General features: G+C 60.2%; 16 protein-coding genes. 12 read left to right on the top strand and 4 right to left on the bottom strand.

The features are described 5' to 3' along the window. Window positions 1–302 precede the first annotated feature (302 nt). The 8 genes from HB376_RS04945 to HB376_RS04910 all read left to right on the top strand — a co-directional run bounded on the left by HB376_RS04945 (window position 303) and on the right by HB376_RS04910 (window position 10360). Complete coding sequence (locus HB376_RS04945; protein ID WP_213762330.1) at window positions 303–497, top strand: hypothetical protein; 195 nt, start codon at window positions 303–305, stop codon at window positions 495–497. 340 nt (window positions 498–837) lie between these two features. Next, on the top strand, window positions 838–1293 hold the full coding sequence (locus HB376_RS04940) for a DUF192 domain-containing protein (RefSeq protein WP_218627180.1): 456 nt from the start codon (window positions 838–840) through the stop codon (window positions 1291–1293). Window positions 1294–1652: 359 nt separating this feature from the next. Next, the gene (gene fusA / locus HB376_RS04935) at window positions 1653–3758 is read left to right on the top strand and encodes an elongation factor G (RefSeq protein WP_213762328.1); all 2106 of its coding nucleotides are present in this window, start codon (window positions 1653–1655) and stop codon (window positions 3756–3758) included. Between the two features lie 146 nt (window positions 3759–3904). Then, complete coding sequence (locus HB376_RS04930; protein ID WP_213762327.1) at window positions 3905–4399, top strand: cupin domain-containing protein; 495 nt, start codon at window positions 3905–3907, stop codon at window positions 4397–4399. A gap of 259 nt (window positions 4400–4658) precedes the next feature. Beyond that, window positions 4659–6344 carry an ABC transporter substrate-binding protein gene (locus HB376_RS04925; protein ID WP_213762326.1) on the top strand — a complete coding sequence of 562 codons (1686 nt, stop codon included), beginning with the start codon at window positions 4659–4661 and terminating at the stop codon, window positions 6342–6344. 55 nt (window positions 6345–6399) lie between these two features. Next, a complete protein-coding gene (locus tag HB376_RS04920; protein WP_213762325.1) occupies window positions 6400–7431 on the top strand; it encodes an ABC transporter permease in 1032 nt (343 codons plus the stop codon). Next, on the top strand, window positions 7428–8291 hold the full coding sequence (locus HB376_RS04915; RefSeq protein WP_213762324.1) for an ABC transporter permease: 864 nt from the start codon (window positions 7428–7430) through the stop codon (window positions 8289–8291). The genes HB376_RS04920 and HB376_RS04915 overlap by 4 nt, the downstream gene beginning before the upstream one ends. Further along, the gene (locus tag HB376_RS04910) at window positions 8288–10360 is read left to right on the top strand and encodes an ABC transporter ATP-binding protein (protein ID WP_213762323.1); all 2073 of its coding nucleotides are present in this window, start codon (window positions 8288–8290) and stop codon (window positions 10358–10360) included. Before HB376_RS04915 ends, HB376_RS04910 begins: the two co-directional genes overlap by 4 nt. Before the next feature lie 1151 nt (window positions 10361–11511). Here the strand turns inward: HB376_RS04910 and HB376_RS04905 are convergent. From HB376_RS04905 to aspT, 3 genes are all read right to left on the bottom strand, one after another. After that, window positions 11512–12375, bottom strand: coding sequence for an aldo/keto reductase (locus tag HB376_RS04905; RefSeq protein ID WP_213762322.1), 864 nt, complete (start codon window positions 12373–12375; stop codon window positions 11512–11514). 94 nt (window positions 12376–12469) lie between these two features. Further along, the gene (locus tag HB376_RS04900; protein WP_213762321.1) at window positions 12470–14233 is read right to left on the bottom strand and encodes an aspartate-alanine antiporter family protein; all 1764 of its coding nucleotides are present in this window, start codon (window positions 14231–14233) and stop codon (window positions 12470–12472) included. Between the two features lie 118 nt (window positions 14234–14351). Then, window positions 14352–16034, bottom strand: a complete 1683-nt coding sequence (gene aspT, locus HB376_RS04895) for an aspartate-alanine antiporter (protein WP_213762320.1) — start codon at window positions 16032–16034, stop codon at window positions 14352–14354. Between the two features lie 581 nt (window positions 16035–16615). On the opposite strand from aspT, the gene HB376_RS04890 reads away from it, so the two are divergent. The 4 genes from HB376_RS04890 to HB376_RS04875 all read left to right on the top strand — a co-directional run bounded on the left by HB376_RS04890 (window position 16616) and on the right by HB376_RS04875 (window position 21645). Beyond that, window positions 16616–17596 carry a LysR family transcriptional regulator gene (locus tag HB376_RS04890; RefSeq protein WP_213762319.1) on the top strand — a complete coding sequence of 327 codons (981 nt, stop codon included), beginning with the start codon at window positions 16616–16618 and terminating at the stop codon, window positions 17594–17596. A gap of 40 nt (window positions 17597–17636) precedes the next feature. Next, complete coding sequence (locus tag HB376_RS04885) at window positions 17637–18629, top strand: 2-hydroxyacid dehydrogenase (RefSeq protein ID WP_213762634.1); 993 nt, start codon at window positions 17637–17639, stop codon at window positions 18627–18629. 257 nt (window positions 18630–18886) lie between these two features. Next, the gene (locus HB376_RS04880) at window positions 18887–19978 is read left to right on the top strand and encodes a ligase-associated DNA damage response exonuclease (RefSeq protein ID WP_213762318.1); all 1092 of its coding nucleotides are present in this window, start codon (window positions 18887–18889) and stop codon (window positions 19976–19978) included. Next, complete coding sequence (locus tag HB376_RS04875) at window positions 19975–21645, top strand: ATP-dependent DNA ligase (RefSeq protein WP_213762317.1); 1671 nt, start codon at window positions 19975–19977, stop codon at window positions 21643–21645. Before HB376_RS04880 ends, HB376_RS04875 begins: the two co-directional genes overlap by 4 nt. Window positions 21646–21844: 199 nt before the next feature. On the opposite strand, the gene HB376_RS04870 is transcribed toward HB376_RS04875, so the two are convergent. Beyond that, the gene (locus HB376_RS04870) at window positions 21845–22297 is read right to left on the bottom strand and encodes a hypothetical protein (protein ID WP_213762316.1); all 453 of its coding nucleotides are present in this window, start codon (window positions 22295–22297) and stop codon (window positions 21845–21847) included. Window positions 22298–22419 lie beyond the last annotated feature (122 nt).

Raw genomic sequence — 22419 nt, 5'->3', positions numbered from 1 at the left:
ATTACAAATTAATTTCGGTTTCCAAACAATCATCGCTGCACGATTCCGAAAAAACAGGTCAACGGACTTCCTCCATGCGGCGTTATTCGCTGCAGATGCCTTAAAACCGCCATCCGGCATTAGCGAAGGACCGCAACACACAGCCGGCACACGAAGGCTTTATGTAAGGTTAAAGCGCTCGCAGCGGGATCGAAGTTTTGTTCGAATCCCCTGTCAACCAAAAGGTGGATGGCTCGTTTACCGACATGACTCCATCGACCGGGTCATAAGGTTAAATCAAACTAAAGCTGAGGATTCACAACATGAACAAACTGATCGCTGCTCTCGTCGCTGGCCTGTTCGCAACGGCTGCATTTGCACAAGCTTCGGCTCCGGAAGCATCGGCTCCTGCAGCTGCTTCGACCGCTCACAAGTCGACACACAAGAAGTCGACCCACAAGAAGGCTACGCACAAGAAGGCAGCTTCGGCTGCAGCTGCTTCGGCCGCGTCGGAGTAAGTTGGTAATAGATCGCGGTAACGCGACGCTACACCAAGCAGTGCTGCCGCGAAAGCGGCATTGAAAGGCAGACACCTGGAAAGGTTTCTGCCTTTTTCTTTGGGTCTTGGGATCGGTTGGGTTATTGATGCGGGTTGTATTCGTCGACTCACTTTTTGTCGGCGTGCGCGCGCTCAAGTAACATGCGCCAGTCTTCACTGATTCTTCAGCTAACCGGCTTCATCTCACCAGGAGTTTCGCCGTGCGTCTTTCATGGCTCTCGCCCCGTTCGGTTTCATCGTTTGATCTTGGGCGTCTCGTGCGCCGCGCGCTTGTCGCGTTCTCCGTTCCACTCGTTTCGTTGATCGCGGTCGCGCCGCTGGCAGCGCACGCTCAACCGCTGGCTGCAGAAGCAGGACAAATGCCGCCGGGTGCGAAAAAGCCCGCCGATTTTCCGCACACGAAACTCACCGCGGGCATGTATGTGATCGACGCAGCCGTGGCCGCGAACGACGCCGATCGCGAACAAGGCCTGATGTATCGCACGAAGCTCGAGCCCAACGAAGGCATGCTGTTCGTCTTCAATGAAACAGCCGTGCATTGTTTCTGGATGAAAAATACGTTGATCCCGCTGTCGATCGCATTCATGCGCGCGGACGGAACGATCACGGATATCGACGAAATGCAGGCCGAGACGGAAAACAACCACTGCCCGCGCAATAATGGTGTGTTCGCACTGGAAATGAGCAAAGGCTGGTTTGCATCGAAAGGACTTCAGCCGGGCATGCAGATCAAGGGGTTACCTGCATTGCAATAACGTATGCATCGAGCGGGGTTAGTCTCCGGGGTTAGTCTCTTCACGCCCCCGCTCACGCGGCGCTAGTCCCGCGAGTTGTGTCCGAAGCCGGCTGTCCGCTTTTTGCGCGCACGCCGGCTTTCTGCTTTTCACTGCACAGGACTCAACCCGGGACGGCGCCCGGGACACCGCGCGCGTCATCAAAGATTCATCTTTTTTGCCGAGCTGGCAAGAATCCTGCAAAGACCCTGTCGACGCGCTATTCTAATAAACCAGCGAAGTGAGCACCCAGCACGACAAAGCTTCGCTCCGGAGCCGCCGGCCGGGCCATTGTGTCCGGTTCGGGCTACAAAGCTCCCACCAATCAACAGGAGGTTCAAGTGCCCCGCAAGACTCCCATCGACCGCTATCGGAATATTGGTATCAGCGCTCATATCGATGCCGGCAAGACCACCACCACCGAACGCATTCTTTTCTATACCGGTGTGAATCACAAAATTGGTGAAGTTCACAACGGCGCGGCCACGATGGACTGGATGGAGCAGGAACAGGAGCGCGGCATCACGATCACCTCCGCCGCCACCACGGCCTTCTGGAAAGGCATGGCGGGAAATTATCCGGAACACCGGATCAACATCATCGATACACCGGGACACGTCGACTTCACCATCGAAGTGGAACGCTCCATGCGCGTGCTCGACGGCGCCTGCATGGTCTATGACTCGGTGGGCGGGGTTCAGCCGCAATCCGAAACGGTCTGGCGCCAGGCCAACAAATACAAGGTGCCGCGCATTGCGTTCGTCAACAAGATGGACCGCGTGGGCGCCGACTTTTTCCGCGTGCAACGTCAGATTGGCGAGCGCCTGAAAGGCGTCGCCGTGCCCATGCAGATTCCCGTGGGCGCCGAGGAACACTTCCAGGGCGTGATCGACCTGGTCAAGATGAAAGCAATCATCTGGGACGAAGCCAGCCAGGGCGTGCTGTTCGAATACCAGGAAATCCCCGACAACCTGCTCGCCACCGCCGAAGAATGGCGCGAGAAGATGATCGAGGCAGCAGCGGACGCAAATGAAGCGCTGATGGACAAGTACATCGGCGGTGAGGCGATCAGCGAGGACGAGATCAAGGCAGCCATCCGCGCGCGCACGCTCAGGAGCGAGATCGTCCCCATGTTCTGCGGCAGCGCATTCAAGAACAAGGGTGTGCAGGCCATGCTGGATGCGGTGATCGACTACTTGCCGTCGCCAGCGGACGTGCCCGCCATCATGGGCGTGGACGAGTACGACAAACATGCGGAACGTCATCCGACCGACGAAGATCCGTTCTCCGCGCTCGCCTTCAAGATCATGACGGACCCGTTTGTCGGCCAGTTGATCTTCTTCCGGGTGTATTCCGGCGTGGTCAATTCCGGCGATACGGTCTACAACGCGATCAAGGAAAAGAAGGAGCGGCTTGGCCGGATTCTCCAGATGCACGCGAACGAGCGTCAGGAAATCAAGGAAGTGCGCGCCGGCGATATTGCCGCGGCCGTGGGTCTGAAGGAAGCCACGACCGGCGACACGCTCTGCGATCCGGCTCATCCGATCATTCTCGAACGCATGATTTTCCCGGAACCGGTGATCTCCCAGGCGGTCGAGCCAAAGACGAAGCCCGACCAGGAAAAGATGGGTATCGCGTTGAACCGGCTGGCGCAGGAAGATCCATCGTTCCGCGTGCAGACCGACGAGGAATCCGGCCAGACGATTATTTCCGGCATGGGCGAGCTGCACCTGGAAATTCTGGTGGACCGGATGCGGCGCGAGTTCGGCGTGGAAGCCACGGTCGGCAAACCGCAGGTCGCGTATCGCGAGACGATCCGCATCCCGGTCGAGGATATTGAAGGCAAGTTCGTCAAGCAGTCGGGCGGACGCGGCCAATACGGTCACGTGGTGCTGAAGCTGGAACCGCAAAAGCCGGGCACGGGTTACGAATTCGTCGATGCAATCAAGGGCGGCGTCGTGCCGCGCGAATACATTCCGGCGGTCGACAAGGGTATTCAGGAAACGCTGAAAGCCGGCGTGCTGGCTGGGTATCCGGTGGTGGACGTGAAGGTGACGCTGACGTTCGGCTCGTACCACGACGTGGACTCGAACGAAAACGCGTTCCGCATGGCTGGGTCGATGGCGTTCAAGGACGGCATGAGGAAAGCCAAGCCGGTGCTGCTCGAACCGATGATGGCCGTGGAAGTGGAGACGCCCGAGGATTTCATGGGCAACGTGATGGGCGATTTGTCGTCACGCCGCGGGATCGTGCAGGGTATGGAGGACATCGCGGGCGGCGGCGGCAAGATTGTGCGCGCCGAGGTGCCGCTGGCTGAAATGTTCGGCTACTCGACCACGCTGCGCTCGCTCACCCAAGGCCGCGCCACGTACACGATGGAGTTCAAGCACTATGCCGAGACGCCGAACAACGTCGCGGAATCCATCGTGAATTCGAAGTCCAAGTAGACGTTGCCAGGCTCGACGACGAGTTGGGCGACCGAAGAAGTCCGTTGTTGCCTACCGGCGGCAACGGACTTTTTTTGGGCTTTAGCCGGATTGAAGGCAGCGTAGATCGACGGCGGCTTTTCCACGGATCGGCGGAGACGAAGACAATGAGCGACGAACATCAGCACGAGCATGAGCACACCGACTGGCGCGAGAACGGCGTCAAGGTGATCAAGGGCGATCAACTCGATACCAACACCGCGCAAACGCCCGGCATGAATCGCGCGGCGGCGATCAACGCAGCGCGCGTAGGCGCGCAGAAAATCTGGGCCGGCACAGTCACGATTCACCCGAACGCGAAAACCGGTGCGCATCATCACGGCGCGTTGGAAAGCGTGATCTACGTCGTGCGCGGACAGGCGCGCATGAAATGGGGTAATCATCTGGAATTTACGGCCGAAGCCGGACCGGGTGATTTCATCTTCGTGCCGCCGTATGTGCCGCATCAGGAGATCAATGCGCTCACCGACGAACCACTGGAATGCGTACTCGTGCGCAGCGACAACGAGGCGGTGGTGGTGAATCTGAATATCGATGCGGTGGAGGAGCCCGAGGAAGTGTTCTGGGTCGATCCGATCCATAAACATCCGCATCAGCATTGAACGCCACGGCATGACCACACGGAGGCGCGGAATTTTCTACCGCCCTCCTCACGCCTGGTCTGCAAGCTTTTCCGCAACGTCGTGGCTGTCCCACAGCACGCGCAATTAATTGGCATGTGAAACGCGCGTCGGGAATCGAAACACTATTTGCTCCGCTAAACTGAAAGCGCATCCGATTCCGTCGCTGCCGCCGTCCCTCGTCGGGCGGCGCGGTATCGTCGAGTCAAAACAACAACCGAACCCCGAACCGGACAGCCCGATGAAAAAGACCGTAACCGATCTGGACTCGCTCATCCCCTTCAATGCAGCGCTGGAGCAATCGAGGGGATCGGCGGGAGAACTCGGCAACCATGCCATCGACGAATTCAAGGCCGGCCGGCTGTCGCGACGCGAATTGCTAAGACACGCGAGCTTGCTGGGTTTATCGATGGCCGCTGGCGGGTTGATCGGCATGCCGCGCGCTCGGGCGCAAGCGCCTGCGGGCAAGCCCGGTGGCACGATCCGCGTGGCGCATCTGACGCCGTCGGGCCAGGTCGATCCGCTCACCGTCACGGACCCCGCCGGCCTCGCGCTGATCAATCAGACGGGCGAATTTCTCATCGACGATGACGGTCAGGCGCTCGTGCTCCGCCCTTCCCTCGCGCTTTCGTGGAAGCCGAACGACAAGGGCGATGTATGGACCTTCAAGCTGCGCCCGAACGTCAAGTTCCACGACGGCCAGTCGATGACCGCCAAGGACGTCGCGGCAACATTCAATCGGCTCGCCGATCCGGCCAGCGGATCAGCGGCGCTCTCGGTGCTCAAGGGCGTGCTGTCGAAGGACTCGGTGAAGGTTATCGACGACATGACGGTCGAGTTTCATCTCGACGCGCCGAACGGCAACTTCCCGTATTACGTTTCCTCGGACACGTACAACGCCGTGATCCTGCCGGCGAATTTCAGCGGCACATACGAGAAGTCGTTCCCGGGCACGGGGCCATTCAAGTTTGAAAAGTACACGCCGAAAGTGGGCGCATCGTTTGTACGCAACCCGGATTACTGGGGCGAAAAAGCGTTGCCCGACCGGGTGACGTTCGCGTTCTACGCCGACGAACAATCCGAGCTGCTTGCGTTGCAAGGCCGGCAGGCCGACGTGATGGGCGACTTCACCGTGCAGGGCGGGCTCAGCATGATGACGAATCCCGAGTTCAAGGTGTTCGGCGTGAAGTCGAGCGCGCATCGGCAAATGCATATGCGCACCGACACAGGCCCCTTCAAGGACAAACGCGTGCGCCAGGCATTGGCGCTGGCGGTGAATCGCGAGGTGATCGTGAAGGGGTTGTTCAAGGGCCACGCCACGCTCGGCAACGACAGTCCGTTCTCGCCGGTGTTTCCGTCCAGCGACCTGTCCGTGCCGCAGCGCAAACTCGATGTCGCGAAGGCAAAACAATTGCTCGCGGCAGCGGGCGTGCCGAACGGTTTCGACGTCACGCTCACGACCGAGAAGTACATGGAAATTCCCGATCTCGCGGTCGTGATCCAGAACGCGGCGAAGGCGGTCGGCGTCCGCATCACGCTGAAGGTGGAAAGCCAGGAGCTGTATTACGGCGCGGGCACGTACGGCAAATCGGACTGGCTCGACTCGCCGCTCGGCATCACGGATTACGGACATCGCGGCGTGCCGAACGTGTTCCTCAATGCACCACTCACCAGCGAAGGTACGTGGAACGCGGCGCATTTCAAGAATCCGCAATACGACAAACTGGTAGCGGATTTCGTGGCGGCGCTCGACGTGGCATCGCAGAAAAAACTCTCGGGGCAAATCCAGACCCTGCTGCTCGATGAAACCCCGGTTGTGATTCCGTACTTCTATGATCAGTTGATCGTCACGCGGGCGAACGTGAAAGGCGTACGCTTCAATGCCATTTCGCAGTTGTATTTCCAGCGCGCGACTATCGGCGCGTAGCCGGTTCATTTTGAATCTCGCGCTCATTGAAGGCTGACCCGAGGATGCTCCGATCATGAACACGGTCTCTCCTCCCGCCGCGCCGGGCGCGCCGAAAGTAAGCTCACGCAGCAACGCCGGAAGCGCCGCGCGCATTGCGCGGTTTATCGGCGTGCGGCTGCTGCTCGCGGTCATCACGTTGTGGCTGTTGTCGGTGATCGTGTTCGCGGGCGGCCAGTTGCTTCCCGGCGATGTCGGCCGCGCAATCCTCGGGCCGCTGGCCGACGCCCGCGCGGTCGCCGCGCTCAATCATCAACTGGGTGTCGACCGGCCGTTGCTCACGCAATATGCCGGCTGGATCGCCCACTTCCTGCGCGGCGACATGGGCGAGTCGTATGCGTATCGCGCGCCGGTGGCGCCGTTCATAGGCGACGCGTTGTTGAATTCGGCCAAGCTCGGCGCGCTGGCGTTTATCGTCGTCGTGCCGCTTGGCATTGCCGGCGGCGTTTACTCCGCGCTACATGAAGGCCGCTGGATCGACCGGACCATCAGCATTGCGGGGTTATCGGCGACGGTCGTGCCGGAGTTCGTCTCCTCCATCGTGCTGATCCTCGTGTTCGGCATCTGGCTGCAATGGCTGCCGATTGAAGCAACGTTTCCGCCCGGGTCGAATGTATTCGTCCAGTTGCAGCATTTGATCCTGCCCGTGTTGCCGCTGGTGCTGGTGTTCTTCGGTTACATCGCACGAATGGCGCGCGCCGGCACCGTTGAAGCACTCGATGCCGACTACACGCGCACCGCGATCCTCAAGGGCCTGCCGCGCGGCGTGGTGATCATGCGCCACGTGCTGCGCAATGCGTTGCTGCCAACCGTTACCGTCGCCGCGACGCAGCTCGGCTATATGATCGGCGGGCTGGTGGTCGTGGAGACGCTGTTCCACTATCAAGGCATTGGCTCGCTCATTTATAACGCCGCCAAAGGCAAGGACTTTCCGATGCTCGAAGCCGGCGTGCTGACCGTCGGCGTGATTTATACGGCGGCGAACCTGATCGCGGATGCGCTGTATGTCGTGTTGAATCCGCGCTTGCGGGTGAGGAACGCGCAATGAGCACCGCAACCGTCGCGCCCGCGCCGCACAAGGCGCCACGTTTTGAACGCAGCAAGGCCTTGCTGCGTTCACCCACGTTCGTGGTCGGCGTGCTGATCCTGTTGTTCTGGGTCGCGTGCGCGCTGATCGGACATTGGGTCGTGCCCCAGGACCCGTACGCGTCCGATCCGTTGAACTCGCTCACGCCACCTGACGCCACGCACTGGTTCGGCACCGATCAACTCGGCCGCGATGTGTTCGCGCGCGTGATCGTTGGCGCGCGCGACATTCTTACCATCGCGCCGCTGGCGACCCTGCTCGGAACACTAGCCGGGACGGCAGTTGGCTTGATCGTCGGTTATTTCGATGGATGGGTGGACAACGTGATCGGCCGGCTGATCGACGCGGTGCTCGCGTTGCCGCTGGTGATCGTCGCTCTGCTCGCGCTCGCGGCGGTCGGCGCGAGCAACGTCACCGTGATCCTGGTGATCGGCATCACCTTCATGCCGATCACCGCGCGCACCGTGCGCGCGGCCGTGTTCGCCGAGCGCAATCTGGACTACGTGCTGGCGGCGCAATTGCGCGGCGAAAACGCGTTCTACATCATGTTCGCGGAGATCCTGCCGAACGTGCTGCAGCCGATCATCGTGGAAGCGACCGTGCGGCTCGGTTACGCCATTTTCGCGGTCGCCACGCTGTCGTTCCTCGGCTTCGGCATTCAGCCGCCATCGGCCGACTGGGGCCTCGCCCTCTCCGAGTGCTACACGCTGATGGCGGGCGGCGCATGGTGGACCGTCGTGTTCGACGCCGCGGCAATCGCCTCGCTGGTAGTGGGCGTGAACCTCGTCGCCGATGGTATCCAGGGAGTGCTCGACCGATGAACGGACCGCCGCCCTCGGCCTTCCCCATCTTCGATGGATCGAAGAGCGCCGAAACCGATGCGCTGACTCTTGTCGGCCTGACGGTCGCGTACCGTTCGCGCGGGCGGGACCGTGAAGTATTGCAGGACATCTCGCTGCGGATAAAACGCGGCGAGGCATATGGGCTAGTTGGCGAATCCGGCTGTGGAAAGTCCACCGCGGCCCTCGCGATATTGCGTTATCTGCCACGCAACGGCCGTGTGAAGTCGGGGAAGATTTCGATCGCCGGCCACGACATCGCTTCGATGAACGCCGATGCGTTGCGGCACATGCGTGCCAACGCGGTATCGATGGTTTATCAGGACCCGGGCCGCGCGTTGAATCCGTCGTTGACGATTGCGCGGCAGGTGTCCGAGGCGTTCGAGCTCGCGGGTGCGTCGGTGCATGAAGCGCTGGAACACACCATCGACATCTTGCGGCGCGTGCGGATCTCGTCGCCCGAACGTGTGATGAATAGTTATCCACATCAATTGTCGGGCGGCATGCAGCAACGCGTGGTCATCGCGATGGCGCTTGCATGCAACCCGGAGTTGCTGATCCTCGACGAACCGACTACCGGGCTCGACGCCACGGTGGAAGCCGAGGTGCTCGACCTGATCGCGCAACTGCGCGAGGAGCTTGGCACAGCGGTGCTTTTCATCAGCCACAATCTGGCGGTGATCGGACGGATGTGTGATCGCGTGGGCGTGTTGTATGCGGGAAAACTGGTTGAAGAAGGCACGACGCGCGATGTATTCGCGCGGCCGCGGCATCCGTACACGGTGGGCTTGCTGCGCTGCCTGCCGACCACGGGACGCAGTAAGGACACGGGCCGGCTCGACACCATCCCCGGCTCGCTGCCGCTGCCGGGATCGGTGACGCAGGGGTGTATCTATGCGCAGCGCTGCAAGCTCGCCGATGACCGTTGTCGTCGTGACGCGCCGCCACCGTATCGGGTCGCGGCCGCGCATGGCGACCAAATGGCGCGCTGTCACTATCACGAACGTGCAATCGACTTGCCGCGTGCAACGCCGGAGGTTTTGAGCGCGGCTGTCGACCGGACAGATGCACCGGTTGCGTTGCGCGCGGAGAATTTATCGAAAACGTTTCATGTCGGCGGGGAGTCGCTGCGGGCGGTACACGATGTATCGCTGGAACTGGCGCTGGGTGAAACGCTTGGGCTAGTCGGCGAGTCGGGCAGCGGCAAGACGACGCTCGCTAAGCTGCTGCTGGGCTTGCTCTCGCCGGATGTGGGCGGCGTCATAGAACTCGACGGCGCCGCTCTGCCCGCGCGCGTGACAAACCGTAACGACGAGCAGGTCAAGTCGCTGCAGATCGTGTTCCAGAATCCGGATTCCGCGTTGAACCGGGCGCATTCGGTGCGTCGGCTGATCGCACGGTCGTTGTCGAAACTTGGCGCGTTGCGTGGGGCGGCGAAGGAGGCGCGGCTGCAATCGCTGACTGCCGCCGTGCGTTTGCCCGAGCGTTACCTGAGCTCGCGCACGCGGCAATTGTCGGGGGGGTTGAAACAACGCGTGGCGATTGCGCGTGCGTTCGCCGGCGATCCGCGCGTCGTGGTCTGCGACGAGCCCACGTCCGCCCTCGATGTCTCCGTGCAAGCCGCCATCCTGAACCTGCTAGCCGACTTGCAGCGCGAGCGCGGTGTGAGTTACGTTTTTATCTCCCATGACCTGCACGTGGTGCGTTATTTATCGGATCGTATCGCGGTGCTTTATCTCGGCCGGCTGATGGAGATTGGCCGTGCGACGGACGTGTTCGACGGGCCGCATCATCCTTATACCGAGGCGTTGTTGTCGTCGATTCCTGCAGTCGGCGATGAACCGCAGGTGCGTGAGCGTATCCGCCTTTCAGGTGAGTTGCCGAGTGCTGGAAATCCGCCGTCGGGGTGCGTGTTTCATACCCGCTGTCCGCGCAAGATTGGAGCGATCTGCGAGCAGGAGGAGCCGCCGTACGCGCATGCCGCCGATGGGCACAGGATTCGGTGTCATATTCCCGTAGCCGAATTGAAGCGCTTGCAAAAGTCTGAATAAGACGCTCGCGCCGGTGGATTGGGGGTGGGTTCTGGTGGGTTCCGAGGTTAGCGGTTGGGGTTGGGGTTGGTGCCAGGTTCTGGGGTTAGTGGTCGGGGTCAATGCCGGGGTGGTGCTTTCGGCCGTGGTGGTCTGCGTGAGTCGGATTTTCTCTTTATCACTGTTAGCCACTGTGCGTGGCGGCACGTCATTTCTTTGTCCAAAGCGACAAAGAAACGAAGCAAAGAAAACGCTTTCAACCACGCTACCCTAAGTGTCCACAGCGTGCAGTTTTCATTCATGGGTGCCCCAAAAGCACGGTGCTCGCCAGAGCGGAGGATGTCTGAACCCCTCCTTCTCGCGAATCCTGACACGAACACGCTTCGCCCCGTACGCTCTCGGGCAAGCACCATTGCCAAGGAACCCGCGCGGCCTCACGCGTTCTGGCTACCGCGCTCTTCGCCAGAGCGAAGGATGTTTGAACCCCTCCTTCTCGCGAATCCTGACACGAACACGCTTCGCCCCGTATGCTCTCGGGCAAGCACCAGTTGCCAAGGAACCCGCGCGGCCTCAGGTGTTCTGGTGGCTGCGTTTCTTCGCGTGTCAGCTACGTGGTCTGACGGTTATGTCCGTAGGTCACGGCACCACGCGTGTTGCTGCTCCAGTTTTGGTGAGTTACCCGCGTGGTCACCACAGTTATTTGCGTGGGTACGGCCTTACGCATCTTCACGACCGCGTTTCCAGCAGGGTTGGCGACATGGTTCGAGGCGCGTGCACATTTGGTGGTTGGTCGTCCGCGGATAGCGCGGGGTGCCCCTTGGGCAGGTTCAATCACTGGTGGCGAAGCGTGTGGGTATCGGTGTTCGGAGAAGGAGAGGTTCACACATCCTTCGCTCTGGCGAGCACCGTGCTTTTGGGGCACCTATGAATCAAAACTGCACGCTGTGGACACTTAGGGTAGAGCGGTTAAAGCGCTTTCTTTGCTTCGTTTCTTTGTCGCTTTGGACAAAGAAATGACGTGCCGCCACGCACAGTGGCTAATAGTGATAAAGAGAAAATCCAACTCTCGCAGACCACTAACACTGAAAGCACCAACCCGGCATTGACTCCGACCACTAACCCCAGAACCGACCAACCCTGAGTACTAACCCCGCCCCCCCGCCCCTACCGTCTCAAAGCATTTCCAACTGGCGTTTTGACTTCGGCGGTTTGAACTGAGCGTCTATAAGACTTAATTCTTCCCCCGACAAATTCACCTCTCGCGCCGCTGCGTTCTCAATCACATGAGCGACAGTCGCGGCTTTCGGAATCGCCATAACCTGCGGTTGTCGCAAGACCCAAGCAAGCGCGACTTGCATCGCAGACAAACCGCGGGCCTTCGCGATGTCGTTGAGTACACTTTGTTTCGGCAGACGCGCGTGATCAACAGGACTGTAGGCCATCACCGGCATATTGCGTTCGCGCAGCCACGGCAGGAGTTCAAATTCGGGACCGCGCCGCGCGACGTTATACAGAATCTGATTAGTCGCGCACCGGTTGCCATTTTCCAGGGCAAAGAGTTCAACCATGTCCTCGGTGTCGAAATTGCTCACGCCCCAATGGCGGATCTTGCCCTGCGCTTTCAAAGCCTCAAAACCACCGATCACCCCTTCCAGGTCTTCACCGCCACGCCAATGCAGGAGATATAGATCGATACGGTCAGTCTGTAGCCGCTTGAGACTTCGCTCACACGCGGCCTTCACGCCGGCTTCGCTACCGTTATGCGGATAAACCTTGCTGACAATAAAAAGCTCGTTACGGCGATCTTTCAATGCTTCGGCAATCAGCTTTTCACTCTCGCCTTCACCGTACATTTCCGCAGTATCGATCACGGTCATGCCAAGGTCCACGCCAGTCGTAAGCGCGGCGATTTCCGCGCTGCGGGTTCTGGCGCTGTCGCCCATTTCCCAAGTACCCTGGCCCAAGGCCGGAAGTTGCTCTCCGGTCCCATGCATGGTTGCTGCAGGAAGACGAACGGTTTTTTGCGGCGGCGTCATGGGCGGCTCCCTTTTATCCTGAATGTTGTTGGGCTCCAGCCGTCGGCCTCAGTTCAAATTTTTTTGAGTGCACTTGCGTGCACTCATCCCTTCGTCAGACCAATCCCACCACCAGCGGTCCCAGCAACGTCAGCAATACATTCGCCAACGCATAGGTAATCGCGAACGGAACCGTCGGCACCGCGCTTTCCGCTTTATCCAGCACGCCGCCAAACGCCGGATTCGCACTACGCGATCCGGTCAGGGCACCCGCCAGAAGCGCTGCGTTTGTGTATCGCAACACGTATCTGCCGAACAGCATCGTAAGAACGAGCGGCACGATAGTCACGATCGCGCCCAGCAAAAAGATCGTGAGGCCGCTGTTCTTCACCGTCACCACGGCCGCCAGCCCGGAGTTCAGGCCCACCGCCGCCACGAAGGCCGCGAGCCCGAAATCCTTCATCAGTTGCGATGCCGCCGACGGCATCACGCCGTACATCGGATGCTTGCCCCGCATCCAGCCGAATAGCAGCCCGGCCAGCAAACAGCCCCCGCCGGAGCCCAGCGTCAACGGCACGCCACCCACATTCACCACGATCAACCCGATCAACAAGCCGAGCACGATCCCCACACCCATGTAGATGAAATCGGTCTTGTTGGTAATCGGCAATTCATAACCCGCTGCATCCACGGCCCGCTTCGTATCCTGCGGCGAACCGTAGAACGTAATGACATCGCCATGTTCGAGCAGGGTTTCAGGAAGGATCGGCAACGGCTGGTCCGCCCGGCGAATTTCCTGCACGAATACGCCGTGCCGCAAGTCGCGATCCACGGTCGTGCGCACCGCGGCAATCGTCATGTGATTCATGCCCTTGCGCGTGAACACGCCCTGCCGGTTCTGCATCACGACACTGATGCCATCGGTGTCCGCGACCTCTTCACCAATGTTCGACGCCGCCGTCACCATCACTTCACGCCGGCCGACGACCAGCACGATATCGTCGACTTGCAGCATCACGTCCGGGCGAGGCTCCACCGCTTTACCGGCCCGGCGAATTCGCTCGATCGTGATCATGTCGGACTCGGCCAACTCGATCTCGGCGACTGTCCGGCCCGCCGCACCGCTCACGCCCACTTCGCCTGAAGCGGCCTTGATCGCGAGCCCTGCGCCACCCGCGCGCTCCGCTGCACCGCTGCCACCTGTCACGCGATACGCTCGCCCGACCAGCTCCGGCATCGCCGCTGTCTGGCCGGCTCCATGCGCGACTGTGCCGCCCAGCAAACTTTTCTCCGCTTCGGCTGCGGCCTCCTTCAATCCCTGCCCCATGAACTTCGGCAAGATATTCACGCACACGATGATCGCGCCCAGCGATCCGAATACGTACGTCACGGCATAAGCGACCGCCACGTCGCCCTGGAGCGCTTTGGTTTCGGCAACCGGCAGCCCGAGCCGGGCGATGGCGTCGCCGGCTGTGCCGATAATCGCCGACTGCGTCAACGCCCCGCCGGCCAATCCCGCGGCAATCCCCTTGTTCAAGCCGAACAGCTTCGCGCAGATCAGCACCGTCACCAGCGCCGATACCGCGAGGAACACCGCCATCGCGATCTCACGCAAAGTCTTGCGCGACAGTGAGTTGAAAAACTGCGGCCCCGAGTCGTAACCGACTGCATAGATGAAGATCGCGAACATGACAGACTTGACGCCATTATCGATCTGTACACCGAACTGACTGATGACGACCGCCGCCAGCAACGACCCGCCCACACCGCCAAGCTGGAACTTGCCGAAGTTGATCTGGCCGATGAAGTACCCCACCGCCAGAGAGAGGAATAGCGCAATCTCCGGTGACTTCGTGAAAACCTGATGTATCCATTCCATAGTGCCCTCGCTAGTTTCGTATGCCCTGCCCGACCTGCTGAATCTGGATCCGAACCTGAACCTGATGCTGACGCTTCCCACCACGCGCCTATTCCGGTTTTCTACGACGTAAGCCTGTTCATCCCACCTTCCCCGCGAGCCCGACGATCACCGGTCCCATCAGCGGCAGGAGGACATTCGACAACGCGTACGTGATCGTGTAGCCGATCACCGGCGTCGCATTGCCCGTCACACTGACCAGCGCGCTGATCGCGGGCGTGCTGCATTGCTGGCCGGCGATCGCGCCGAGCAGCATCGGTACTTCGAGTTTCAACAGCCAGCGTCCCACCGCGAGCGATACCAGCGCCGGCCCGAGCGTGATGACCACGCCCGCCAGCGGCAGCGCAACGCCGTATTCGCGGATCAGGCGGATCGCATCGGCGCCGGCGCCCAGCCCGACCGCCGCGATAAACGTGCACAGTCCGAAATCCTTAAGCACCTGCGCTGCAGCGGAAGGCAGCGAACCGATCACGGGATAGCGCGAACGAATCCAGCCGAACAGCAGCCCGGACAACAAACAGCCGCCGCCGGTACCCAGCGCGACCTCCACGCGGCCGACGCGCGCGCTCAGGTGCCCCACGACAATCCCCGCAATCACGCCGATGCCGAGAAACACGAAGTCGGTTTTCAGCGTCGCGCGCACCACGTAGCCGAGCTTCGCCGCGCCGCGCCGCACGTCATCGGCCGAGCCGATCAAGGTCAGTACGTCGCCACGATGCAATTCCGTCCCCGGCAGCGCGGGGATCGTGCTGTCCAGCCGCGTGACGGCCGAGATATAGACACCGCGGCCATCGGCGGACGTTGCGCGGGCGCGCACCTGCGCCACGGTCAGGCCATGTACTTCGCGCCGCGTGAGCATGACGTCGAGGGTGTCGGCGTAGACGTCGGCGACATCGCGGCCGATGACTTCCTCGCCAATGGCCGGCAGCGCCTCCACGAGCGCCGTACGACGCCCGCCAATCACGATCCGGTCACCCTTCTTCAACACGAGATTCGGCTGCGCTTTCACGAGCGAGCGGCCGCGCACCACGCGCGCCACGGTGATCTCGTTGCCATAGCGTTTTTCGAGGGTATCGATGCTCAGATCGGCCGCACTCGTGACACGGACTTCGCGCGCGACGAGCGACGGCGCCGCGAGCCGCTGTCCGTCGGCCAGCGCGCTGTCGCCACCGAGCACGCGCCACAGGCGCTCGGCTTCGTCGCGCAGATTCACGCGCAGCATGAGCGGCGCGATCTGGCTGGTGAACAATACGATGGTGACGAGCCCGAACAGGTAACTCACGCTGTAGGCCGTGACGATATTTGCCTGCAGCCGGGCAATCTCGGCAGCAGGCAGCGCGAGCTTGCCGATTGCCTCGGACGCCGTGCCGACCACGGCCGATTCCGTCGCAGCGCCGGCGAGCAACCCGGCCGCGGTACCGCGATCGAGCTTGAAGAGTGCGACAGCCCCGAGCACCAGCCCGAGTACCACCACCAGTTCAACGACGGAAAGGAGCCCATAGCGCCAGCCGCGCCCGATATTCGCAAAGAATTGCGGCCCACCGGTGAAACCCAGAGCGAAGATAAACAACGCAAAAGCAATATTCTTCAGATCCGGCGAAAGACGCGCACCGCTTTGTCCAAGAATCAGCGCCACGATCAAGGTGCCGCATACCCCGCCGAGCTGTATGGGTCCGAACTTGAAAGAGCCAATAAAAAAACCGAGTGCCAGACTCGCAAACAACGCAATTTCCGGTTGGCTCGCCAGCAAGTTCCAGATCATGAAATTATCGCCTCTATTGCTTATTTAAATGAAACTATCAAACGGCTTTGAATGACTCAAATTAAGGACATGATTAATTGTGATCGTGATTCTGGAATCGATGAACAGTGCATCTCCGGGATGTCAGTTTGCCAGTGGTCAAGTCGGGACGGTATAAATTTAACGCCCGCCTTCATTTTTGGCACTGATTGGCATCGTTTCCATTCAATAAAACCCCTGTATTGACAACGTCCGGCAGAGCTTATCGCGGTTCGGCTAGTCGGACCGCCTGTTTGTATGCAATAAGCCAAGCTATTTATCGAACGCTTCCAAAGTCGAATGACGTAACACAACTCTTGAAACAAGAATCTGCATAAATCAGACGATCCATTCCAAAATCCGGAGAAGTGTAATTTTCCATTGCAATGAGTTAGCAAATGTGAAAGTCTTGCGGTTAATGCGGAATGCAAACAGGAAACGAACGAGATATTGCAATTCCGCATGGGTGTCAATACGCTTTTTGGCGCCGATCAACAATGCCGTATGCGCGGTGATGCGTAATACGGTCCCACGCTTTTTTGGACACTGAGAGGTAAGAGACGATGAATCAAATTCATGCCATGCGGGTGTTCGTGCGGGTGTCGGAAACCGAAAGCTTTCGGCGTGCAGCACAACAACTTGATGTATCGAACGCGCTTGTTACTCGCGCAATTGCAATGCTGGAAGCGCATCTACGTACCCGGTTAATCAATCGCACTACTCGTAACCTCTCACTTACAGAAGCTGGCACGCGTTATCTCGAAGGCTGCCGGGCATTGCTCGAAGAACTTGATCATCTCGAGTCAATGGTGGCGCATACCGAAGGCGACCCTAGCGGTACATTGCGCGTGGTGGCATCCGGGTCGCTTTCGCTCATGGCGCTGACGCCACTGATCGACGGCTTCCGGCAGGTCTATCCGAAGGTGAATGTGCGGCTAACCTTATCCGAGCGTCATGTGGATCTTGTGGAAGACGGATTCGATGTCGGTATTGTCACGGCATTCATGGTGACGAGCACGGCATTGGTAGAACGCCCGGTCGCCACCAACACACTGATTCCCGTCGCAACGCCCGCTTATCTGGAAGAGCACGGCTCGCCCAGCACGCCGACCGATTTGCTGCACCACGCGTTCGTGGCTCTCCCCAGCGAAATGCGCAGCGCCACCTGGCACTTCCGGCATCGCAACAACGGCAGCGCCGACCAGGTCACGCTCGCCCCTGTCTATACTGTCAACAGCGCATTGATGGTACGGCTGGGAACGCTTGCGCACATGGGCATTTCGATCATTCCGGAAGGCATTGTCGCGGCGGATCTGGAGAACGGCTCGCTGGTACGGGTATTGGGTGATTACGCTATTGACGATCCGGACGTGAAGGTGTCTATCGTATATCCAGGTCGACAATATCTGCCGGCCAAGACGCGCGCATTCATTGACTACACGCTTGAACATATGGGCCCGGGCGGCGAAGTCGGATTACCGCAGCCGGAAACCGTTCTTTCGCGGCTTTCCATGGTGCCCCCGACGAGCGCGGTCGTTAACTGATATACGTTTTTAAGGCTGGCGGGGAGACCGTTCGATGCCGATTCATATAATCGTCTTCAGCAGCCGGCAATATGATCGTGATGTCTTCACCGAGGCAAACGCGGCATTTGGTTACTCCCTGCAATTCCAGGAATCACAGCTTGATGCGCAAACGGCCATTCTTGCCCGCGGGTGCGCGGTGGTATGTCCGTTCGTGAATGACATCCTTGACGAAGCTGTCCTGGAAACACTTCGTGAAGGCGGAACGCAGCTCGTGGCGCTGCGTTCGGCAGGTTTTAATCACGTCGATCTGGCGGCGGCAGTCCGGCTCGGAATTGGCGTGGTACGTGTACCGGCTTATTCTCCGCATGCAGTGGCAGAGCACGCCGCCGGGTTGATCCTGACGCTGAATCGCAAGTTGCATCGCGCTTATGCCAGGACTCGCGATGGCGATTTTTCGCTCAACGGCTTGCTGGGTTTCGACCTGCACGGCAAAACGCTTGGCATTATCGGCACAGGCGTAATCGGGCGGGTATTCGGCCGCATCATGGCCGGTTTCGACATGAAGCTGCTGGCGTTCGATCCTGGAACGCCAGCAGCCGATCTTCTGCAAGCCGGAGCGCGTTATGTTCCCCTCAATACCCTCCTGGCTGAGTCGGATATTGTCAGCCTGCATTGCCCGCTTTTACCTTCCACCTATCACCTCATCGACGTCGCCGCACTCGCCCGCATGAAACACGGCGCCATGCTGATTAATACGGGCCGCGGCGGTTTGATCGACAGCCGGGCGCTCATTGGCGCGTTGAAAAGCGGGCAATTAGGCCTTCTTGGCCTCGACGTCTACGAGGAAGAGGGTGGTCTCTTTTTCGAAGACCATTCGAATCACATGCTGCAGGACGACGTGCTCGCGCGGCTATTGTCGTTTCCAAACGTAATCGTTACCTCCCATCAGGCGTTCTTCACACGCGAAGCCCTCGGCGAGATCGCCACTACCACGCTCGGGAATGTAAAAGCCTGGTTTGACGGCTCTCCGCGCTATCAGGTATTTCCCTGAATATCCCATTGCGCGATTCAATGCGAAGTTTATCGGCGGGTATTTTTATACTTCCCGTCCGATAAATCAGCTTTTTGGATAATCAAAGTATTCTTCATACAATTCATATTTTCAAGAATATTGTGGTTGCATTACCTCAGGACGGCATGCCGTTTGCTGCAATCTAATAACCCTTCGGCGGCTGCGGTTATTTTCGCCTGGCCGTCCTGGCGCCGTATTTTCCTGTCGTTATCTTTTTATCCGCGAGCGGGGACCGGTTGAACGCATCGCAAGACTTGATCGTCGCGAGGCCGGAAGGCCTTTATTGCCCGCCGGGCGATTTCTATATCGACCCGTGGCGTCCCGTTGATCGGGCAATCATTACTCACGCCCATGCAGATCACGCCCGCGCCGGGCACGCCCGTTATCTCGCGGCTGAGGCAGGTGTCGGCGTGTTGCTGTCGCGGCTGCCGGGCATCTCATTGCAGGGTGTTCCGTACGGCGAGCGCCTGGTTGTCAACGGCGTCTCCGTGTCGCTGCATCCGGCCGGCCATGTGCTCGGCTCTGCACAAGTGCGCGTGGAACACGCGGGGCGCATCTGGGTCGCCTCGGGCGACTATAAGGTCGAACCCGATCCCACTTGCGCACCGTTCGAACCGGTTCGCTGCGATACCTTCATCACGGAATCCACGTTCGGCTTGCCGATTTATCGATGGGAACCGTCCCGCGCGGTCTTCGACGGGATCGATTCGTGGTGGCGGCATAACGCGGCCGAGGGCCGTACTTCCGTATTGTTCTGCTATTCGTTCGGCAAGGCGCAGCGGATTCTTGCAGGCGTCGATCCGGCCATTGGCCCGATCTTTTGCCATGGCGCCGTGGAACCGCTGAATCGGGCGTACGCGCAAGCGGGCGTGCATTTGCCCGCGACGCGGCCCGTCAGCGACATCGCCGCGAAAGACAAGACCGCGTTCAAGGGCGCACTGATCATCGCGCCGCCATCCGCGCAAGGCAGCCCGTGGATGCGTCGCTTCGGCGACTATAGCGATGCGTTTGCATCGGGCTGGATGCGGCTTCGCTGCGCGCGGCGGCGGCGCGGTCTGGACCGTGGTTTCGTACTCTCCGATCACGCCGACTGGCCGGGTTTGCAAACCGCTATTAGTGCAACGGGCGCGCAACGCGTAATTGTGACGCACGGACAAATCGAGCCGATGGTGCGCTGGCTTCGCGAACAAGGTCTGGAAGCGGGCGCGTTCACGACCGAATACGGCGATGACGCGATAGAAGCCGACGCAGCGGAAAGCGGTCAAGCGAGCCAGTCCGCGCAGCAAGCCGTCGAACCCCCTCCTCCGCCTGAGGCCAACTCGCGATGAAACGCTTCGCCGCGCTGTACACCGCTCTGGACGGCACCACGTCGACGAAAGAAAAACTCGAGGCGCTGATCGCGTATTTCTCGGCGGCCGAACCCGAGGACGCCGCGTGGGCGTCGTACTTTCTCAGCGGCGGCAAACCTCGCCAATCGGTGCCGACCCGCCTTCTCATCGAATTTGCCCGCGAGCGCGCCGGCTTGCCGGAATGGCTCTTCGACGAGTCGTATCAGGCGGTCGGCGACTTGGCCGAAACCATCGCGCATATCCTGCCGCCCGCGCAGCGCACGTCCGAACTCGGCCTCGCGCAATGGATCGAGGAACGCGTGCTGACCTTGCGCGGCCTGGAGCCGGGCGAGCTACGAACCCGTTTGCTCGGCTACTGGGACGAACTCGACTGGAGCGAACGTTTCTTGTTGACCAAGCTGATAGGCGGAGGGTTTCGGGTGGGAGTCGCGCGCCAACTCGTCGTGCGCGCACTCGCCGAAGTCGCGGGTGTGGATCACAAACGCATTGCCCAGCGTATGGTCGGCTGGACCGATTCGCAGCAAACGCCGGGCGCAGCGCGTTATTTGCGGCTGATCGCACCGGAAAGCACGGACGATGAAAACGCCGCCACGCCGCATGAAAGCGACCTTGGTTTGCCCTATCCGTTTTTTCTCGCTCATCCCTTGCAAGCCGATCCGACGACGCTCGGCATGCCGTCGGAGTGGGTGATCGAATGGAAGTGGGACGGGATTCGCGCGCAACTCGTGAAGCGCGGCGGCCGGGTGTGGCTGTGGTCGCGCGGTGAAGATCTCATCACCGACCGCTTTCCCGAACTCGCCTCGCTCGGCGCCGCGCTGGCGGACGGCACCGTCATAGACGGCGAAATACTTGCGTGGGAACCCGGTGGTCACGCGCCATTGCCGTTTGCGCGGCTGCAACCGCGGATCACGCGCAAGACCTTGTCGAAGAAAGTGCTTGCCGATTCACCCGCCACGTTTCTCGCCTACGACTTGCTGGAAGCCAATGGCCGCGATCTGCGCGTCACGCCGCTGATCGAACGCCGCGCGCACCTCGATGCATTGGCCACCGCGTTGGGCGAGACGCTGGCGGTCGACCTGCTGCGAGTGTCGCCGATAGTTGAAGCGCCCGATTGGGAGACCCTGGCCGCGTTGCGCGACGAAAGCCGCGGCCGAGGTGTTGAAGGCTTGATGCTGAAGGGGCGTGAATCGCTTTATGGCGTCGGGCGCACGAAGGCTTCCGGGACCTGGTGGAAATGGAAGATCGATCCGTACGCCATCGACGCCGTCTTGCTTTACGCGCAACGCGGCCACGGCCGACGGGCGAGTTTGTACACCGATTTCACCTTCGCCGTGTGGGACGAAGCCGATGGCGTGCGCACTCTTGTGCCGTTCGCGAAGGCATATTCCGGCTTGACGGACGAAGAGATGCGCAAGGTCGATGCCGTCGTGCGCAAGACGACCATCGAAAAATTCGGGCCGGTGCGCAGCGTCACGCCGACGCTCGTATTCGAGATTGGCTTCGAAGGGATTCAGGCGAGTCCGCGTCATAAGTCGGGCATTGCCGTGCGGTTTCCACGCATGTTGAGATGGCGTACGGACAAACATATTGACGACGCTGATACGCTCGGCATGCTCAAGGGGTTCCTCGAAGGGGCGCCGCCATGAGCATGCCAGCCGATGATGAGGGTACTTATAATCAGGATACCAAACCAAATAGCGATACGAAAATCCGTGCCCCGCGACCGCGTCGGATACCGAGAACACGCGCAGCGCAGGCAAAGGCCGGTGCCGATAGTCATCGATCGGGACGTTGGGGCGAGCGAATTTTCGTGGTCGCCGGGGATCGGATAATGGCGGTGCGGACTCAGTGATAAGTCATCTTCGATGATGTCAGTTTCGTCAGCGTCCCGCGCTGGAACCTGTACCAGCCGTCGGCACTTTTCAGCACCACTTCATCGCGCTGCCAGAACACATTGGTGAGTTTCATGCGCTTTGTCATGTGCTCAACCGTGGGCGGGCGCCTGGTGAAATCGTAGAGAACGAGTTCGGGCGAGCCGGTATCGAATGCTTCGACAATCATCCGCGCCCCCGACGGCTCCTCGAAATGCGCAATGCGGCGGGCGTTCAGCTGATCGAACGGCTTGCCATCGATTTGGGCTTCGAAAGTGGCTCCTTGCTGAACGAACACCACGCTGCCGCCACTGGTGCGGATCGGTCCCGCGCTCGCGTCGGCTTCCTGAGCGAACACCCCCGGCACGGCCGCGAATGCCAACAGCGCGGCAACAATCAACGGGAAAAAATGCCGGAGTGCAGTCATGAAGGTCCTTGGATGAAAAGCAGCAACCCTGCAACCTAGTCTGCCCGATGGCAAAAAGCAACAGTGAGAGTCTCGCAAAAGGCTGAAAATCCAACTCGTTGAATCAACTGTACAAATCTCGG

Source organism: Caballeronia sp. dw_19 (assembly GCF_018449515.1).
Classification (GTDB): domain Bacteria; phylum Pseudomonadota; class Gammaproteobacteria; order Burkholderiales; family Burkholderiaceae; genus Caballeronia.
This window is presented reverse-complemented; position numbering and strand designations above follow the sequence as displayed.

Excerpts from the sequence above, each read along its gene's own strand:
- HB376_RS04875 (WP_213762317.1), top strand. The coding sequence starts at position 19,975 with ATGAAACGCTTCGCCGCGCTGTACACCGCTCTGGACGGCACCACGTCG.
- HB376_RS04930 (WP_213762327.1), top strand. The coding sequence starts at position 3,905 with ATGAGCGACGAACATCAGCACGAGCATGAGCACACCGACTGGCGCGAG.
- HB376_RS04915 (WP_213762324.1), top strand. The coding sequence starts at position 7,428 with ATGAGCACCGCAACCGTCGCGCCCGCGCCGCACAAGGCGCCACGTTTT.
- HB376_RS04920 (WP_213762325.1), top strand. The coding sequence starts at position 6,400 with ATGAACACGGTCTCTCCTCCCGCCGCGCCGGGCGCGCCGAAAGTAAGC.
- HB376_RS04890 (WP_213762319.1), top strand. The coding sequence starts at position 16,616 with ATGAATCAAATTCATGCCATGCGGGTGTTCGTGCGGGTGTCGGAAACC.
- aspT (WP_213762320.1), bottom strand. The coding sequence starts at position 16,034 with ATGATCTGGAACTTGCTGGCGAGCCAACCGGAAATTGCGTTGTTTGCG.
- HB376_RS04900 (WP_213762321.1), bottom strand. The coding sequence starts at position 14,233 with ATGGAATGGATACATCAGGTTTTCACGAAGTCACCGGAGATTGCGCTA.
- HB376_RS04945 (WP_213762330.1), top strand. The coding sequence starts at position 303 with ATGAACAAACTGATCGCTGCTCTCGTCGCTGGCCTGTTCGCAACGGCT.
- HB376_RS04905 (WP_213762322.1), bottom strand. The coding sequence starts at position 12,375 with ATGACGCCGCCGCAAAAAACCGTTCGTCTTCCTGCAGCAACCATGCAT.
- HB376_RS04925 (WP_213762326.1), top strand. The coding sequence starts at position 4,659 with ATGAAAAAGACCGTAACCGATCTGGACTCGCTCATCCCCTTCAATGCA.
- HB376_RS04870 (WP_213762316.1), bottom strand. The coding sequence starts at position 22,297 with ATGACTGCACTCCGGCATTTTTTCCCGTTGATTGTTGCCGCGCTGTTG.
- HB376_RS04910 (WP_213762323.1), top strand. The coding sequence starts at position 8,288 with ATGAACGGACCGCCGCCCTCGGCCTTCCCCATCTTCGATGGATCGAAG.